Source organism: Streptomyces sp. NPDC031274 (genome assembly GCF_055570235.1).
Window position 1 is genome coordinate 184,490 of record NZ_JBVIHP010000020.1, and the last position, 13,256, is coordinate 197,745.

The 13,256-nt window shown below is 69.0% G+C and carries 12 protein-coding genes and 1 pseudogene; 6 read left to right on the plus strand and 7 right to left on the minus strand.

What is annotated here, in order from left to right; genetic code table 11:
• Positions 1-113: 113 nt before the first annotated feature.
• The 3 genes from ACZ5CR_RS29550 to ACZ5CR_RS29560 form a co-directional block, all read right to left on the minus strand.
• Positions 114-896, minus strand: coding sequence for an enoyl-CoA hydratase/isomerase family protein (locus ACZ5CR_RS29550; protein WP_468862842.1), 783 nt, complete (start codon positions 894-896; stop codon positions 114-116).
• Positions 893-1,342, minus strand: a complete 450-nt coding sequence (locus ACZ5CR_RS29555) for a Zn-ribbon domain-containing OB-fold protein (protein WP_468862844.1) — start codon at positions 1,340-1,342, stop codon at positions 893-895. Before ACZ5CR_RS29555 ends, ACZ5CR_RS29550 begins: the two co-directional genes overlap by 4 nt.
• Positions 1,343-1,436: 94 nt before the next feature.
• Complete coding sequence (locus tag ACZ5CR_RS29560; RefSeq protein WP_468862846.1) at positions 1,437-2,588, minus strand: lipid-transfer protein; 1,152 nt, start codon at positions 2,586-2,588, stop codon at positions 1,437-1,439.
• Positions 2,589-2,724: 136 nt separating this feature from the next.
• Between ACZ5CR_RS29560 and ACZ5CR_RS29565 the strand changes: the two genes are divergently transcribed.
• Positions 2,725-4,341, plus strand: coding sequence for a FadD3 family acyl-CoA ligase (locus tag ACZ5CR_RS29565; RefSeq protein WP_468862849.1), 1,617 nt, complete (start codon positions 2,725-2,727; stop codon positions 4,339-4,341).
• 15 nt (positions 4,342-4,356) lie between these two features.
• Here the strand turns inward: ACZ5CR_RS29565 and ACZ5CR_RS29570 are convergent, their stop codons facing one another.
• A complete protein-coding gene (locus ACZ5CR_RS29570) occupies positions 4,357-4,737 on the minus strand; it encodes a VOC family protein (RefSeq protein ID WP_468862851.1) in 381 nt (126 codons plus the stop codon).
• A 198-nt stretch (positions 4,738-4,935) separates the two neighbouring features.
• On the opposite strand from ACZ5CR_RS29570, the gene ACZ5CR_RS29575 reads away from it, so the two are divergent.
• The 4 genes from ACZ5CR_RS29575 to ACZ5CR_RS29590 all read left to right on the plus strand — a co-directional run bounded on the left by ACZ5CR_RS29575 (position 4,936) and on the right by ACZ5CR_RS29590 (position 11,196).
• Entirely contained in the window at positions 4,936-5,523 is a 588-nt protein-coding gene (locus ACZ5CR_RS29575) for a TetR/AcrR family transcriptional regulator (RefSeq protein ID WP_468862854.1), read from the plus strand.
• A gap of 34 nt (positions 5,524-5,557) precedes the next feature.
• Positions 5,558-9,085: a DNA polymerase III subunit alpha gene (gene dnaE, locus ACZ5CR_RS29580; RefSeq protein WP_468862855.1), complete on the plus strand. Its 3,528-nt coding sequence runs from the start codon at positions 5,558-5,560 to the stop codon at positions 9,083-9,085.
• Positions 9,086-9,208: 123 nt separating this feature from the next.
• On the plus strand, positions 9,209-10,198 hold the full coding sequence (locus ACZ5CR_RS29585; RefSeq protein ID WP_468862858.1) for an alpha/beta fold hydrolase: 990 nt from the start codon (positions 9,209-9,211) through the stop codon (positions 10,196-10,198).
• Positions 10,199-10,263: 65 nt separating this feature from the next.
• Entirely contained in the window at positions 10,264-11,196 is a 933-nt protein-coding gene (locus tag ACZ5CR_RS29590) for an endonuclease domain-containing protein (RefSeq protein WP_468862860.1), read from the plus strand.
• A 140-nt stretch (positions 11,197-11,336) separates the two neighbouring features.
• Here ACZ5CR_RS29590 and ACZ5CR_RS29595 read toward each other — a convergent pair whose 3' ends face one another.
• Together ACZ5CR_RS29595 and ACZ5CR_RS29600 are read right to left on the minus strand one after the other, a co-directional pair.
• The gene (locus tag ACZ5CR_RS29595; RefSeq protein ID WP_468862862.1) at positions 11,337-11,525 is read right to left on the minus strand and encodes a DUF397 domain-containing protein; all 189 of its coding nucleotides are present in this window, start codon (positions 11,523-11,525) and stop codon (positions 11,337-11,339) included.
• Positions 11,526-11,536: 11 nt separating this feature from the next.
• Positions 11,537-12,388, minus strand: a complete 852-nt coding sequence (locus ACZ5CR_RS29600; RefSeq protein ID WP_468862864.1) for a helix-turn-helix domain-containing protein — start codon at positions 12,386-12,388, stop codon at positions 11,537-11,539.
• A 214-nt stretch (positions 12,389-12,602) separates the two neighbouring features.
• Between ACZ5CR_RS29600 and ACZ5CR_RS29605 the strand changes: the two genes are divergently transcribed.
• Positions 12,603-13,085, plus strand: a complete 483-nt coding sequence (locus tag ACZ5CR_RS29605) for an ATP-binding protein (RefSeq protein WP_468862866.1) — start codon at positions 12,603-12,605, stop codon at positions 13,083-13,085.
• 12 nt (positions 13,086-13,097) lie between these two features.
• On the opposite strand, the pseudogene ACZ5CR_RS29610 reads toward ACZ5CR_RS29605, so the two are convergent.
• Positions 13,098-13,256 (minus strand): annotated as a pseudogene (locus ACZ5CR_RS29610) (DJ-1/PfpI family protein); the annotation flags it as partial.

Below are 13,256 nucleotides of genomic sequence, written 5' to 3' on the forward strand. Positions count from 1 at the left end.
GAACCGCGCGAGGCGACCGCCCGGCACTTTCACCCGCTCACGCGCTCGCCTGGTCACGCGCTCACCTGGTCACGCGCTCACCCGGTCACCCGGTGGCTCACCCGGTCACCCGCTCACCTGGTGCGGAATTCGGATCCGCGCCCCGTGAAGAGCCCCGCCTGTCGCTCCGGCGGTAGATTGCCGAGCGCGATGAGGTGCGGCGCCTGGGCCAGGGCCTGGGTGCGGGCCGCCTCCTTCGCCGCCCAGAGCGCGCGCACGGTGCCCTGGACCGGCTCCGTCGGGCAGGCGGCGATGACCTCGGCGGCGCGTACGGCCGCCGTCAGGAGGTCGGCGGAGGCGACCAGCTCGGAGACCAGGCCGATCTCGTACGCCCGCCGCGCGGAGACCCGCTCGGCCGTCCCCATCAGCGACATCCTCGCGACCTCGCCGAGCGGCATGCGCTGCGCCATGAGGATCGCCTCGTACGCGCTGACCATGCCGTACGTGGTGTGCGGGTCGAAGAACGTGGCGTGCTCGGCGGCGATGACGAACTCCGCCTCGCCCAAGAGATAGAAGGCACCCCCGCACGCCATGCCGTTGACGGCGGCGACGACCGGCTTCCACAGGTCGTTGGCCTTGGGGCCGACGGACAGGAGCGGATCGTCCATCGAGTAGGGGGACCCGGGCTGCGGTACGTCCGTGTCGCGGTCGATGCCCGTGCAGAACGCCTTCTCTCCCGCGCCGGTGAGGACGATCGCCCGTACGGTGTCGTCGAAGCGGAACTCCCGCCAGGTGGCACCGAGTTGTTCGCAGGTCGCGGCGTCGATGGCGTTGTGGCGTGCGGGGCGGTCGAGGGTGACGACCGCTACGCCCGTGTCCTTGTCGATCACCGTACGCAGCGCGCCCGCAGCCGTCATGGCCGTTCCAGGAGCCAGCGGGGCGTCGCGATCCCGCCCACGTCGGTGAACGCGACCTGCACCTTCGCGCCGATGCGCAGGCGGTCGGGGTCGACGGAGTTCAGCGGGGCATCCGGTGCGGCCACGAGGTTGCCGACCAGGCGGATGCGGGGGGCGTCGGCCAGTTCGACGATGATCGCGTTGTACGGGGCCTGCTCGGCGTAGGCGGGGAGCAGGGGCGGGTGCGGGCGGACGTAGGACCAGATGCGGCCGCGTCCGCTCATCCTGCGCCACTCGCTGTCGAAGGACTGGCAGTGGGGGCAGCAGGGCCTCGGCGGGAACCTCAGCTCGCCGCAGGCGGTGCAGGCTTGTACGCGGAGTTCGCCTCGGGCGGCGTACTCCCAGAAGGGGGCGCCGTCCGTATCGATGGTGGGGGAGAGCAAGGGCTCGGTGGTCGCGTCTGTCACGTTCTCGCCTCTTCCGTCTGCGGGCCGTCGTGGTTGCTCGCGCAGTTACCCGCGCAGTTCCCCGCGCAGTTCCCCGCGCAGTTCCCCGCGCCCTTCAAGGGGCCCGCAACAGAACCGCCGACGTCGGTACGCCCTCGCCCGCCGTCACCAAGCACGTCGCCGCGTCCGGCACTTGAGCCGTGCTCGTGCCCCGCAGCTGCTTCACGCCCTCGTTGATGAGGTTGAAGCCGTGGACGTACGCCTCGCTCAGGCCGCCGCCGCCGGTGTTGATCGGCAGTCGGCCGCCGCTCTCCAGCGCGCCGCCCTCCGTGAAGGCGCCGCCCTCGCCCCGGCCGCAGAAGCCGTACCCCTCCAGGGACAGCGGGATCAGGGGCGTGAACGCGTCGTAGATCTGGGCCACGTCCACGTCCTGCGGGCCGAAGTCCGCCTGCTTCCAAAGGTGTCGGGCGGCCGTCCACGCGGGGCCGGTCAGCGGGTCGTCGTTCCAGTAGTTGACCATCCCGTGGTGCTGCGCGGGCAGCCCCTGGGCGACGGAGTGGACGTACACGGGCTTCTGCCGGCAGTCCCCCGCCCGCTCGGCGGACACGATCACGCACGCCAACGCGCCGTCTGTCTCAAGGCAGTTGTCGAACAGGCACAGCGGCTCGCTGATCCATCGCGACGACATGTACATCTCGCGGGTCAGCGGCCGTTCGTACATCATCGCGGCCGGATTCTGGTTCGCCCGGTTCCTGCACGCGAGGGCCACATTGAAGAGGTGGTCGCGGGTCGCCCCGTACTCGTGCATGTAGCGGCGCGCCAGCATCCCGATCTCGTCCGCCGGGCGGAGCAGGCCGAAGGGGCGGGTCCACTGTGCGGGCGTGGGGAGTTGGACCGCGGTGTTCTTCCAGGGGCGCGGCCCGCTGCCCCGCTTGCGGGAGCGCCAGGCGATGCCGACGTTGGCCTGCCCGGTGGCGACGGCGGACGCGAGGTGCGCGATGGTCGCGCAGGAACCGCCGCCCCCGTAGCCGACCTTGCTGAACCAGGTCACGTCGCCCGCGCCGATCGCCTTGGCGACCTCGACCTCGTCCGTCTCCTCCATCGTGTACGAGGCGAACGCGTCGACCTCCGAAGGGGCGATGCCCGCGTCGTCGAGCGCGGCGACGATCGCCCGGCAGGCCAACGTCTTCTCGTCCTCGGGCAGTTGTTTGGCGAACGAGGTCTGCCCGATCCCGACTATCGCTGTAGCGTCTTTGAGTGAAGCCATGGGCAACGGCACCTCCGCGAGTGGCGTAGTGGCGAGGCCCCGGGGGGCTTCGCCATACGTCGTCCCGACTGCTGACAGCGCGTCAGGTTACAGCTAATCTGACGGATAGTCAGCTACTGCGGCGGAGGGGCTTGTGATGCGCGGCGACCTGGAGTGGGGCAGCATCCCGGGACTGGTCCGGGCGGCGGCCGAGCGGTTCGGGGACCGGGAGGCGGTCGTCGAGGGCCGCACCCGCGTCTCGTACGCCGAGCTCGGCCGACGCGTAGAGAGAGCCGCCGCCGCGTGCGTGGCCAACGGTGTCAACTCCGGTGATCGCGTGGCCGTCTGGGCCCCCAACACCCTGGACTGGATCGTCTCGGCGCTCGGAGCGGTATCGGCGGGCGCGGTCCTCGTCCCGCTGAACACCCGCTTCAAGGGAGCCGAGGCGGCCTACGTACTGCAACGCAGCCGCGCGAAGCTGCTCTTCGTGACCGGCACCTTCCTCGGCACGTCGTACGTCGCGTCACTGCGCCGCGCGGCCGCGGAGGGGAAGGGAGGGGGGAAGGGGAGAGGGCCGCTGCCCGGTCTCCCCGACCTGGAACAGGTGGTGGTCCTGTCCGACGACGCCCCGGAGGACTTCCGTGCCTGGAAGGACTTCTTGGCCAGCGGTGACGGAGTGAGCGGCCAGGACGTACGGGCACGCGCGGACTCCGTCGAAGGCTCGGCCCCCTCGGACATCGTCTACACCTCGGGCACCACAGGGCGCCCCAAGGGTGCCGTGATCACCCACGCCCAGACCCTGCGCTGCTACGGCATCTGGAGCGAACTCGCGGGCCTGTGCGAAGGCGACCGCTATCTGATCGTCAACCCGTTCTTCCACACCTTCGGCTACAAGGCGGGGATCATCGCCTGCCTGATGCGCGGCGCGACGATGGTCCCGCAGCCGGTCTTCAACGTGGACACGGTCCTCGCGAACGTGGCAGCGGAACGGATCTCCGTACTCCCCGGCCCCCCGACCCTCCACCAGTCCCTCCTCGATCACCCGGCCCGCGACCAGCACGACCTGTCGGCCCTGCGTCTGGTGGTGACGGGCGCGGCGGTGGTCCCGCTGCAACTGGTCGAGCGCCTGCGCGCCGAACTGCACATCGCCACGGTCCTGACGGCGTACGGCCTCTCGGAGGCGAGCGGCATCGTCACGATGTGCCACCAGACGGACACCGCGCGGACCATCGCCTCCACCTCGGGCCGGGCCATCCCGGACACGGAGGTGCGGGTGGTGAGCCCCGGCGGCGAGGAGCTCTCACCGGGCCACCCCGGCGAGATCCTCGTACGCGGACACAACGTCATGCAGGGCTACTTCGAGGACCCGGCGGAGACGAAGAAGGCGCTCACGCCGGGCGGCTGGCTGCGGACGGGCGACGTCGGGGTCCTCGACGAACTGGGCAACCTCCGGATCACGGACCGCATCAAGGACATGTTCATCGTCGGCGGATTCAACGCCTACCCCGCCGAGATAGAGCAGCTGATCGGCGTACATCCGCAGGTCGCGGACGTGGCGGTGATCGGCGTCCCGGATTCGCGGCTCGGCGAGGTGGGCAAGGCGTACGTGGTGCGCCGCCCGGGGGCGGTCCTCACCTCCGACGACCTGATCGCGTGGTCACGCCGCGAAATGGCGAACTACAAGGTCCCCAGGGAGATCGAGTTCGTGACGGACCTCCCGAGGAACGCGAGCGGCAAGGTCCTCAAGCACGAACTGCGCGGCCGACGCGCGTAGTTGCCCGCCTCCGGCCTACTCGGTCGCCGCGCGCTCGCCCGCACTGCGCTCGACGCAGAACTCGTTGCCCTCCAGGTCGCTGAGGGTGACCCAGCCGCGCCCGTCGGGCACCCGGTGGTCCTCCACGAGCTTGGCGCCGAGCCCGATGACCCGCTCGACCTCCTCGTCGCGGGTGCGGTCCTGCGGCTGAAGATCGACGTGCAGCCGGTTCTTGACGCTCTTGGCGTCGGGCACGGTCACGAAGAGCAGGGTGGTGCCCTCGGCGATGACCGTGGCTTCCGGATCACCGGGGAAGTCGTCGTCGGCGATCTTCCCGCCGAGTACTTCGGCCCAGAAGGTGGCCTGACGGTAGGCGTCGGAACAGTCGAACGTGAGGTGGCGCACAAGAGAGGTCATGCGCGGCACTATCTGCGAGCAACGCGGGGGCTGTCCAGCCAGTTTCCTCCGTCGGCCGACGGGCGCATGCGTTCCGGCCACGCCTGCTGCCACCCTTTCGGCCACCCCATCTGAACGGACGTCCTGAGCCCTCATCCTGAACAGACGTTCTGAACGCTCGTTCTGAACGGACGTTCAAGTCTGTTGTACGGTGGGTTCATGGGACACCGAGAACAGCTGATGACCGGCGCCAAGCGATGCCTCCAGGAGCGGGGGTACGCCCGAACGACCTCCCGGGACATCGCGGCAGCCGCGAACAACGCCCCCGTCGGGACGATCAACTACCACTACGGCTCCAAGGAGGCGCTGCTCAACGCCGCCCTCCTGGAGACCCTCATGGAGTGGGGCACGGCGATCATGGACGGCCCGTCGGAGCATCCCGAGCCCCTCCAGCAGATGTGGGCCCGCATCATCGGCTCCCAGGCCACCGACCGCCCCATGCTGGTCGCGAGCACCGAGGCCTTCGCCCAGGCCGAGCGCGCTCCCGAGATCCGCGAGCAGATCGCCGCCGCGTACGAGCGCGCACGCCCCGAGATGGCCGCCCACCTGCACGGCATCGACGCCGCCGACGACCCGGACACGGCCCGCGCGGTCGGCTCGGTCCACATGGCTCTGGTGGCGGGCCTGACCCAGCAGTGGCTGATCGACCCCGACCACGCGCCGTCGGCCCACGAGGTGGCGGTCGGCCTGCGCGTCATCGCCCGACGGCTCGACGAGGAAGCCGAGTCGGCCACGGCCGCCGACTGACTGATCGCCCGACTGACCGACCACGGGAGTGGAAGTGCCGAAGCCCTTCACCCACCTGCACGTCCACACCCAGTACTCACTCCTCGACGGCGCCGCCCGCCTCGGCGACATGTTCACGGCGTGCGCCGACATGGGGATGTCGCACATCGCGATGACGGACCACGGCAATCTGCACGGCGCGTACGACTTCTTCCACCAGGCGCAGGGCGCGGGCGTCACGCCGATCATCGGCATCGAGGCGTACGTAGCCCCGGAGTCCCGCCGCGACAAGCGGAAGGTCAAGTGGGGTCAGCCGCACCAGAAGCGCGACGACGTGTCCGGCTCCGGTGGCTACACCCACAAGACGCTCTGGGCGGCCGACAGCACCGGCCTGCACAACCTCTTCCGCCTTTCCTCCGACGCGTATGCCGAAGGCTGGCTCCAGAAGTGGCCGCGCATGGACAAGGAGACGATCGCCCAGTGGTCACAGGGGCTCATCGCCTCCACCGGATGCCCTTCCGGCGAACTCCAGACCCGCCTGCGCCTCGGCCAGTTCGACGAGGCGCTGACCGCCGCATCCGAATACCAGGACATCTTCGGCAAGGACCGCTATTTCCTGGAACTGATGGACCACGGCATCGAGATCGAAAGCCGGGTTCGCGACGACCTCCTGAAGATCGGCAGGAAACTGGCGATCCCGCCGCTGGTCACGAACGACTCGCACTACACGTACGCCCACGAGTCGACCGCCCATGACGCCCTGCTCTGCATTCAGACGGGCAAGAACCTCTCCGACCCCGACCGTTTCCGTTTCGACGGCACCGGCTATCACCTGAAGTCCACAGCCGAGATGTACGCCATCGACTCATCGGACGCCTGGCAGCAGGGCTGCGCCAACACCCTCCTGGTCGCCGAGCAGATCGACACCACCGGAATGTTCGAGAAGCGCGATCTCATGCCCAGGTTCGACGTGCCGGAGGGCTACACGGAGGTCAGCTGGTTCCGGGAGGAGGTGGCCACGGGAATGCGGCGACGCTTTCCCGAGGGGGTGGGGGAGGAGTACGCGCGGCAGGCGGAGTACGAGATGGGCGTCATCATCCAGATGGGGTTCCCCGGATACTTCCTGGTGGTCGCCGACTTCATCATGTGGGCGAAGGGCAACGGCATCGCGGTGGGCCCGGGACGCGGCTCGGCGGCCGGTTCACTCGTCTCGTACGCGATGGGAATCACGGACCTGGACCCCCTCACGCACGGCCTGATCTTCGAGCGTTTCCTGAACCCCGAGCGCGTGTCGATGCCGGACGTCGACATCGACTTCGACGAGCGCAGGCGGGTGGAAGTGATCCGGTACGTGACCGAGAAGTACGGCGCCGACAAGGTCGCCATGATCGGCACGTACGGAAAGATCAAGGCGAAGAACGCCATCAAGGACTCCGCGCGGGTCCTCGGATATCCGTACGCGATGGGCGACCGCCTCACCAAAGCGATGCCACCGGACGCGGGCGGAAAGGGAATTGAACTCGCGGGCATCACGGACCCGGCCCACCCCCGCCACGGTGAGGCGGGCGAGATCCGTGGAATGTACGAGAACGAACCCGACGTGCGGAAGGTAATCGACACCGCGAAGGGCGTGGAAGGCCTGGTCAGGCAGATGGGCGTGCACGCGGCCGGCGTCATCATGTCCAGCGAGACGATCACCGACCATGTGCCGGTATGGGTGCGGCACAGCGACGGCGTGACGATCACGCAGTGGGACTACCCGCAGTGCGAGTCGCTCGGCCTGCTCAAGATGGACTTCCTGGGCCTGCGCAACCTCACCATCATGGACGACGCGGTGAAGATGGTGGCGGCGAACAGAGACGTGCGGCTCGACCTGCTCTCCATTCCCCTGGCGGACACCCGCACCTTCGAACTGTTCAGCCGGGGAGACACTCTCGGCGTCTTCCAGTTCGACGGCGGGCCGATGCGTTCACTGATGCGGCTGATGAAGCCGGACGAGTTCGAGGACATCACGGCGGTCACTGCGCTGTACCGCCCCGGCCCGATGGGCATGAATACGCACACGAATTACGCGCTGCGGAAGAACGCCCAACAGGAGATCACCCCCATCCATCCGGAGGTGGAAGAGCCCCTGCGGGATGTGCTCGGCCTGACGTACGGCCTGGTCGTCTACCAGGAGCAGGTGCAGAAGGCGGCCCAGGTGCTCGCGGGATACACGCTGGGCCAGGCGGATCTGCTGCGCAGGGCCATGGGCAAGAAGAAGAAAGAGGTCCTGGACAAGGAGTTCGTACCTTTCCGGGACGGGTGCCGGGAGCGCGGATACAGCGACGAGGCGATCCAGGCGGTCTGGGACGTCCTTGTCCCGTTCGCGGGGTACGCGTTCAACAAGGCGCATGCGGCGGCGTACGCACTGGTCTCGTACTGGACGGCGTACCTGAAGGCGAATTACCCGGCCGAATACATGGCCGCCGTACTGACCTCCGTCCGTGACGACAAGGACAAGTCGGCGGTCTATCTCAACGAGTGCCGCCGGATGGGGATCAGGGTCCTGCCGCCGAGCGTGAACGCGTCGGTGGCGAACTTCGCGGCTCGGGGCGACGACGTCATTGTCTTCGGTCTGTCGGCGGTGCGGAATGTTGGCGTGCAGGTGGTCGATTCGATCGTCAAGTGCCGTGAGCAGAAAGGGAAGTACGAGTCCTTCCCGGACTACTTGGAGAAGGTGGACGCGACCGCGTGCAACAAACGGACGACCGAATCCCTCATCAAGGCGGGCGCGTTCGACGAGATGGGCCATACGCGTAAGGGGCTGACGGCCTGCTACGAACCCCTGATCGACAACGTCGTGCAGGTGAAGCGAAAGGAGGCGGAGGGCCAGTTCGACCTCTTCGGTGGGGAGGGGGAGACGGCCGGGCCGGGGGGCGGTCTCGGTCTCGACGTGGAGTTCCCCTCCGAGGAGTGGGAGAAGACGTACCTCCTCGCCCAGGAGCGGGAGATGCTCGGCCTCTACGTCTCCGACCATCCCCTGTTCGGCATCGAGCACGTCCTGGCCGCCAAGGCCGACGCGGCGATCGCGAGCCTGACCGGGGGCGAGCACGCGGACGGCGCGGTGGTGACGATCGGCGGGATCATCTCCGGCCTCCAGCGCAAGGTGACGAAGCAGGGAAACGCGTGGGCGGTGGCCACGGTGGAGGACTTGGCGGGGTCCCTTGAGTGCCTGTTCTTCCCGGCGACGTACCAGCTCCTTTCCACCCAACTGGTGGAGGACACGGTGGTCTTCGTGAAGGGCCGCCTCGACAAGCGGGAGGACGTCCCGCGCCTGGTCGGCATGGAACTCTCGGTCCCGGACCTCTCGCAGGCGGCGGCGGACGCGCCCGTACTCCTCGACATGCACGGGCCCCAGGTCACCCCGCACGCGGTCGCCCGCCTCAAGGAGATCCTGCGCGCGCACCCGGGCCCCACGGAGGTGCGGCTGCGGGTGCGGGGGAGGGAGCGGACGACGGTGTACCGGCTGGGGTTCCGGGTCACGGTCCGACCGGAGTTCTGGGCGGACCTCAAGGCGGCGGTGGTGGTGGCGCGGGGGTGAGCGATCCGTCTTTGCGTCCGTCTTTGCCAAGTCGGCAAAGTTCCTCGCGGGCGGGGGAGGGGGCCGCGCAGGATCATGACGTACGACGTATTCAGTGATCCTGATCCTTATCCGGGAGGAACCATGACGCACCCCACTCAGCACCACCGACTGGTGGACGTCCCTGGAGGCGGCAGGATCCACCTGGTGGAGCAGGGCACGGGCCCGCTGGTCCTCTTGGTCCACGGCTTCCCGGAGTCCTGGTACTCATGGCGTCACCAGCTCCCTGTTCTCGCCGAGGCGGGCTACCGCGCGGTGGCGATCGACGTGCGCGGATACGGCCGCTCGTCGAAGCCGCGTGAGGTGGACGCGTACCGGATGCTGGCGCATGTCGCCGACAACGTGGGTGTCGTACGTGCCCTGGGTGCGGAGACCGCGACGATCGTCGGCCACGACTGGGGCTCGGGCATCGCGGCGAACTCCGCGCTGCTCAGGCCGGACGTCTTCACCGCGGTGGGCCTGCTGAGCGTTCCGTACGCGCCCCGGAACGGTTTCCGCCCCTCGGACGCGTTCGCCATGATCGGCGGCCCCGACGAGGAGTTCTACGTCAGCTACTTCCAGGAGCAGGGGAGGGCGGAGGCGGAGATCGAGCCGGATGTGCGGGGGTGGCTCGCGGGGTTCTACGCGGGGGTGTCGGCGGACACGATGCCGCCGCCGGACGCCCCTAGCCTGCACTTCGTGCCCAAGGGCGGGCGGATGTCGGACCGCTTCGTGCCGGGATCGGGCCTCCCCTCCTGGCTGACCGAGGAGGATCTCGACGTGTACGCGGCCGAGTTCGAGCGCACCGGCCTGACCGGCGCGCTCAACCGCTACCGCAACGTCAACCGCGACTGGGAGGACCTGGCGGCATGGGACGGAGCCCCGATCGTCCAGCCGTCACTGTTCATCGGCGGCGACCAGGACGCGTCGACGACATGGATGGCCGACGCGATCAAGGCGTACCCGGAGACCCTGCCCGGCCTGGTGTCGTCGCACATCCTTGAGGGCTGTGGCCACTGGGTGCAGCAGGAGCGGGCCTTCGAGGTGAACCGGCTTCTGGTGGACTGGCTGGGGGCGTTCCACTCGGCGGCATGACGGCGGCATGACGGTGGTTGTCCACAGGGCGCACGGGACGGACTCCGTTGCGGGAGCCTTGCGGGATGGGGGAAACACGAGAGCGGCGACTGCCGGGGTTGCGGGAACTGGCCGTCGAGGGCGTGCTGCTCGCGCGCCGGGCCATGGAGGCGGGCTGGCCCCGGAGCACGCTGTTCCGGTGGCTGGCCGCCGAGGGGTGGACGCGGCTCCCGGGCGGCGCCTGGGCCGAGCCGGGACGTGCGGTGGATCTGCCGCTCCTTTTGCGGGCGGGCCAACTGGCCATGCCAGGCCTGACGGCGAGCCATAGATCAGCAGCGGTGCTCTGGAGGGTCGAGTTGCTCCGGGAGGAGCTGGAGTTCACCGACCCGCGCTGTTCGCGGCGCCGTACCGGGGCGCGTACGCACTGGTCGCCGCTGCCACCGCAGGACGTCACCGTGACGCGAGGGCTGCGGGTGACGACGGTCGCGCGCACGTTGGCGGACCTGCTGCGGTGCGGCCCGAGGGACGAGGCGCTCGTGGCCGTCGAGTCGGCGCTGACCTGGCGAACGGTGGGCGGCGTCCGGCGCCCTCCGCTGATCGCCACGGACGCCGTCGCCGCGTCCTTGGCCATGTCCGCCCCGCTCGCGCGCTCCGGCGGCCGGGCGGGCGACTGGCTGACCCTCGCCGACCCTCGAGCGGGGTCACCGGCGGAGACGCTGGCGCGGCTGCGGATGCTCGACGCGGGCCTTCGCCCCTCCACTCAGGCGGAACTGCTGACGCCGAACGGCCGCCGCTGCCGCCCCGATTTCCTCTTCCGGGAGGAGGGAGTGGTCGTCGAGATCGAGGGTTACGCCTACCACGGCTCACGAGAGGCCCACCGCCGGGACTTGGCCCGCTACAACGACCTCGCGGCGTGCCCTGAGGTGCGGGTGGTGCTGCGGTTCGGGGCGGAGGAGGTGTTCCGGACGCCGGATGCGTTCATCGCGAAGATCGAGGCGACGCTGGCGTCCCGCCGGTAGGCGTGGTGGGGGGGGGCATGGGGGGCGGATTGCAGGAAAGTCCCATTGATACGGCGTCTGCGCGGCGTGTCGGTGGGACTTTCTTGCAGCTCGCGTCCATGCGGCCGGGGGGGGGCGGCCGGGTGCGCGGACGTGGGTGGTCAGCTCTTCCTCGACCGTATGTGGCGTATCAGCGCGGCGAGGCTTTCGGGGGAGGGGGACAGGACTTGGGTGGGGGCGTCGCTTTCGCGGAGGTGGGCAACTCCCTCGGCGGATGCGAGTTCCACGCAGTCCGACGAGTCCTGGCCGCCTGAGAACGAGGACTTCTGCCACACGATGTCCTGTGCCATGAAGAGACCTTTCACATGCTCTGTACGAGTCCGTGGATGAAGTCTTTCGACTCTACGACCCCCAACGCGGCATGCTCCACGCTGCCGAGGACGCCTCGGCATCTACTCAACTGGGCTTCAGCGTGCACGAAGTCCCCACCGTGAGGGGTGTCCAGGTAGACGGTGTCGAGTTGAGGGTGGGCACCGCCCGCGTACAGCATCGGATGGTTGATTCCCGCAAAGCCGTCCACGTCGAACGGGACCACGCGGACCGTCACATGGGGGAGTTCAGCGCGATCCAGGATGTGGAGCAGCTGGGCACGGGCCACCTTTCGATCACCGGCTCGGATACGCAATGCCGCTTCATGGATGACTGCCTCGTACGGAGCCGGTGGCGTGCCCTCGACGACCTGCTGGCGCGCGATCCGGAACCGCACACGCCGATCGAGCTCTTCATCGGTCAACTTCGGCACCGAGGGGACGAGGAGCGCTCTGACCTGGGCCTCGGTCTGGAGGAGCCCCGGAATGTGTGCGCTCTGGAAAGTGCGCAGATAGGTGGCGTGCTCCTCTAGTTCGGCCATCTCCAGGTAGCCCGCAGGTACCAGCCCGCGGTACTCCTCCCACCATCCGCGACCACGCTCGGTCGCCATGTCCACCAGCGCATCCACAAGCGCGGCGTCGTCGCAGGCGTACTGGCCCGCCAGATGGCGCACCCGCTCCGCGCTCACCCCGACCCGCGCCGCCTCCATCGCCGAAACCTTGGTCTCAGCGATTCCCGCGGCCCGCGCCGCCTCTCGCCCCGTCAGCCCCGCACGCTCCCGGAGCTTGCGCAGCTCGGCGCCAAGCCGCTCCTGTCGTGCGGTGATGATGCTCCTCGCCGGCATGCGCCCTGCCCCTCCTGGGAGTTGAGAGGTAGGAGTATCCCAGTCTTACTTGACGGGGTACAACTGAACCCCTACTTTTAGTGACGCAGCGCACACGCTCCGAAGTTCACGGGCGCCCGGAAGCGCACCGCCCCGCCATGCCACGGCGGGCGCGGCATGCCACCACCCGATGCCGGAGCGGACTCAACCTCCCTCACTCCACTCGGAGTTACGCATGCCAAGAGCCATCAACGAGAAGCCGAACAAGCCGAACAAGCCGAACGAGCAGGGCGAGCCGAACGAGCAGGGCGAACCGTGGGAGTACACCCTCTACGCCCCCCACGACCTCCGCGCCGTCACCATCTGCCGCCGCACCCTTCGCCTCATCCTCAACGCCCACGGACTGCCCCACCTCGCAGAAGCCGCCGAACTCCTGGCCACCGAGCTGGTCAGCAACGCCTTACGCCACACGAAAGGCCCCGCGGCTCTGCGCCTGCGCTGGGCCGGTTGCGTCCTCCGGATCGGCGTATGGGACGCCGATCCCACACCGCCGACGCCGCCCCTGCGTATCGCCGATCCGGAAGCCGAGGAGGGGCGAGGTCTGGCCCTCATCGAGTCCTGCTCCGACGGCTGGGGCTGGTACCCGCTTGCGAAGAGCGGGGACACCGGCAAGTACGTCTGGTGCGAACTGACCGCTGCGGCCCTGGCCACGTCCTAACGTCCTAGACGGCTAGGACACGCTCTGCGCCCGGAACTTCTCCACCAGCGCCGCCGGGGCCTTCTCCGGTGAGCCCGCGTCGTACGGCGGCTGGGGGTCGTACTCGATGAGCAGTTGTACGGTCTGCGCGTGCTCGTCGCCCGCGATCTTCCCGGCGAGGGTGAGGCCCAT

What these genes read in the sequence shown, in the direction of transcription:
- ACZ5CR_RS29600 (WP_468862864.1), bottom strand. Translation starts at nt 12,388, where the DNA reads ATGCCGGCGAGGAGCATCATCACCGCACGACAGGAGCGGCTTGGCGCC.
- ACZ5CR_RS29565 (WP_468862849.1), top strand. Translation starts at nt 2,725, where the DNA reads ATGCGCGGCGACCTGGAGTGGGGCAGCATCCCGGGACTGGTCCGGGCG.
- ACZ5CR_RS29595 (WP_468862862.1), bottom strand. Translation starts at nt 11,525, where the DNA reads ATGGCACAGGACATCGTGTGGCAGAAGTCCTCGTTCTCAGGCGGCCAG.
- ACZ5CR_RS29575 (WP_468862854.1), top strand. Translation starts at nt 4,936, where the DNA reads ATGGGACACCGAGAACAGCTGATGACCGGCGCCAAGCGATGCCTCCAG.
- ACZ5CR_RS29590 (WP_468862860.1), top strand. Translation starts at nt 10,264, where the DNA reads ATGGGGGAAACACGAGAGCGGCGACTGCCGGGGTTGCGGGAACTGGCC.
- ACZ5CR_RS29560 (WP_468862846.1), bottom strand. Translation starts at nt 2,588, where the DNA reads ATGGCTTCACTCAAAGACGCTACAGCGATAGTCGGGATCGGGCAGACC.
- ACZ5CR_RS29570 (WP_468862851.1), bottom strand. Translation starts at nt 4,737, where the DNA reads ATGACCTCTCTTGTGCGCCACCTCACGTTCGACTGTTCCGACGCCTAC.
- ACZ5CR_RS29585 (WP_468862858.1), top strand. Translation starts at nt 9,209, where the DNA reads ATGACGCACCCCACTCAGCACCACCGACTGGTGGACGTCCCTGGAGGC.
- ACZ5CR_RS29550 (WP_468862842.1), bottom strand. Translation starts at nt 896, where the DNA reads ATGACGGCTGCGGGCGCGCTGCGTACGGTGATCGACAAGGACACGGGC.
- ACZ5CR_RS29605 (WP_468862866.1), top strand. Translation starts at nt 12,603, where the DNA reads ATGCCAAGAGCCATCAACGAGAAGCCGAACAAGCCGAACAAGCCGAAC.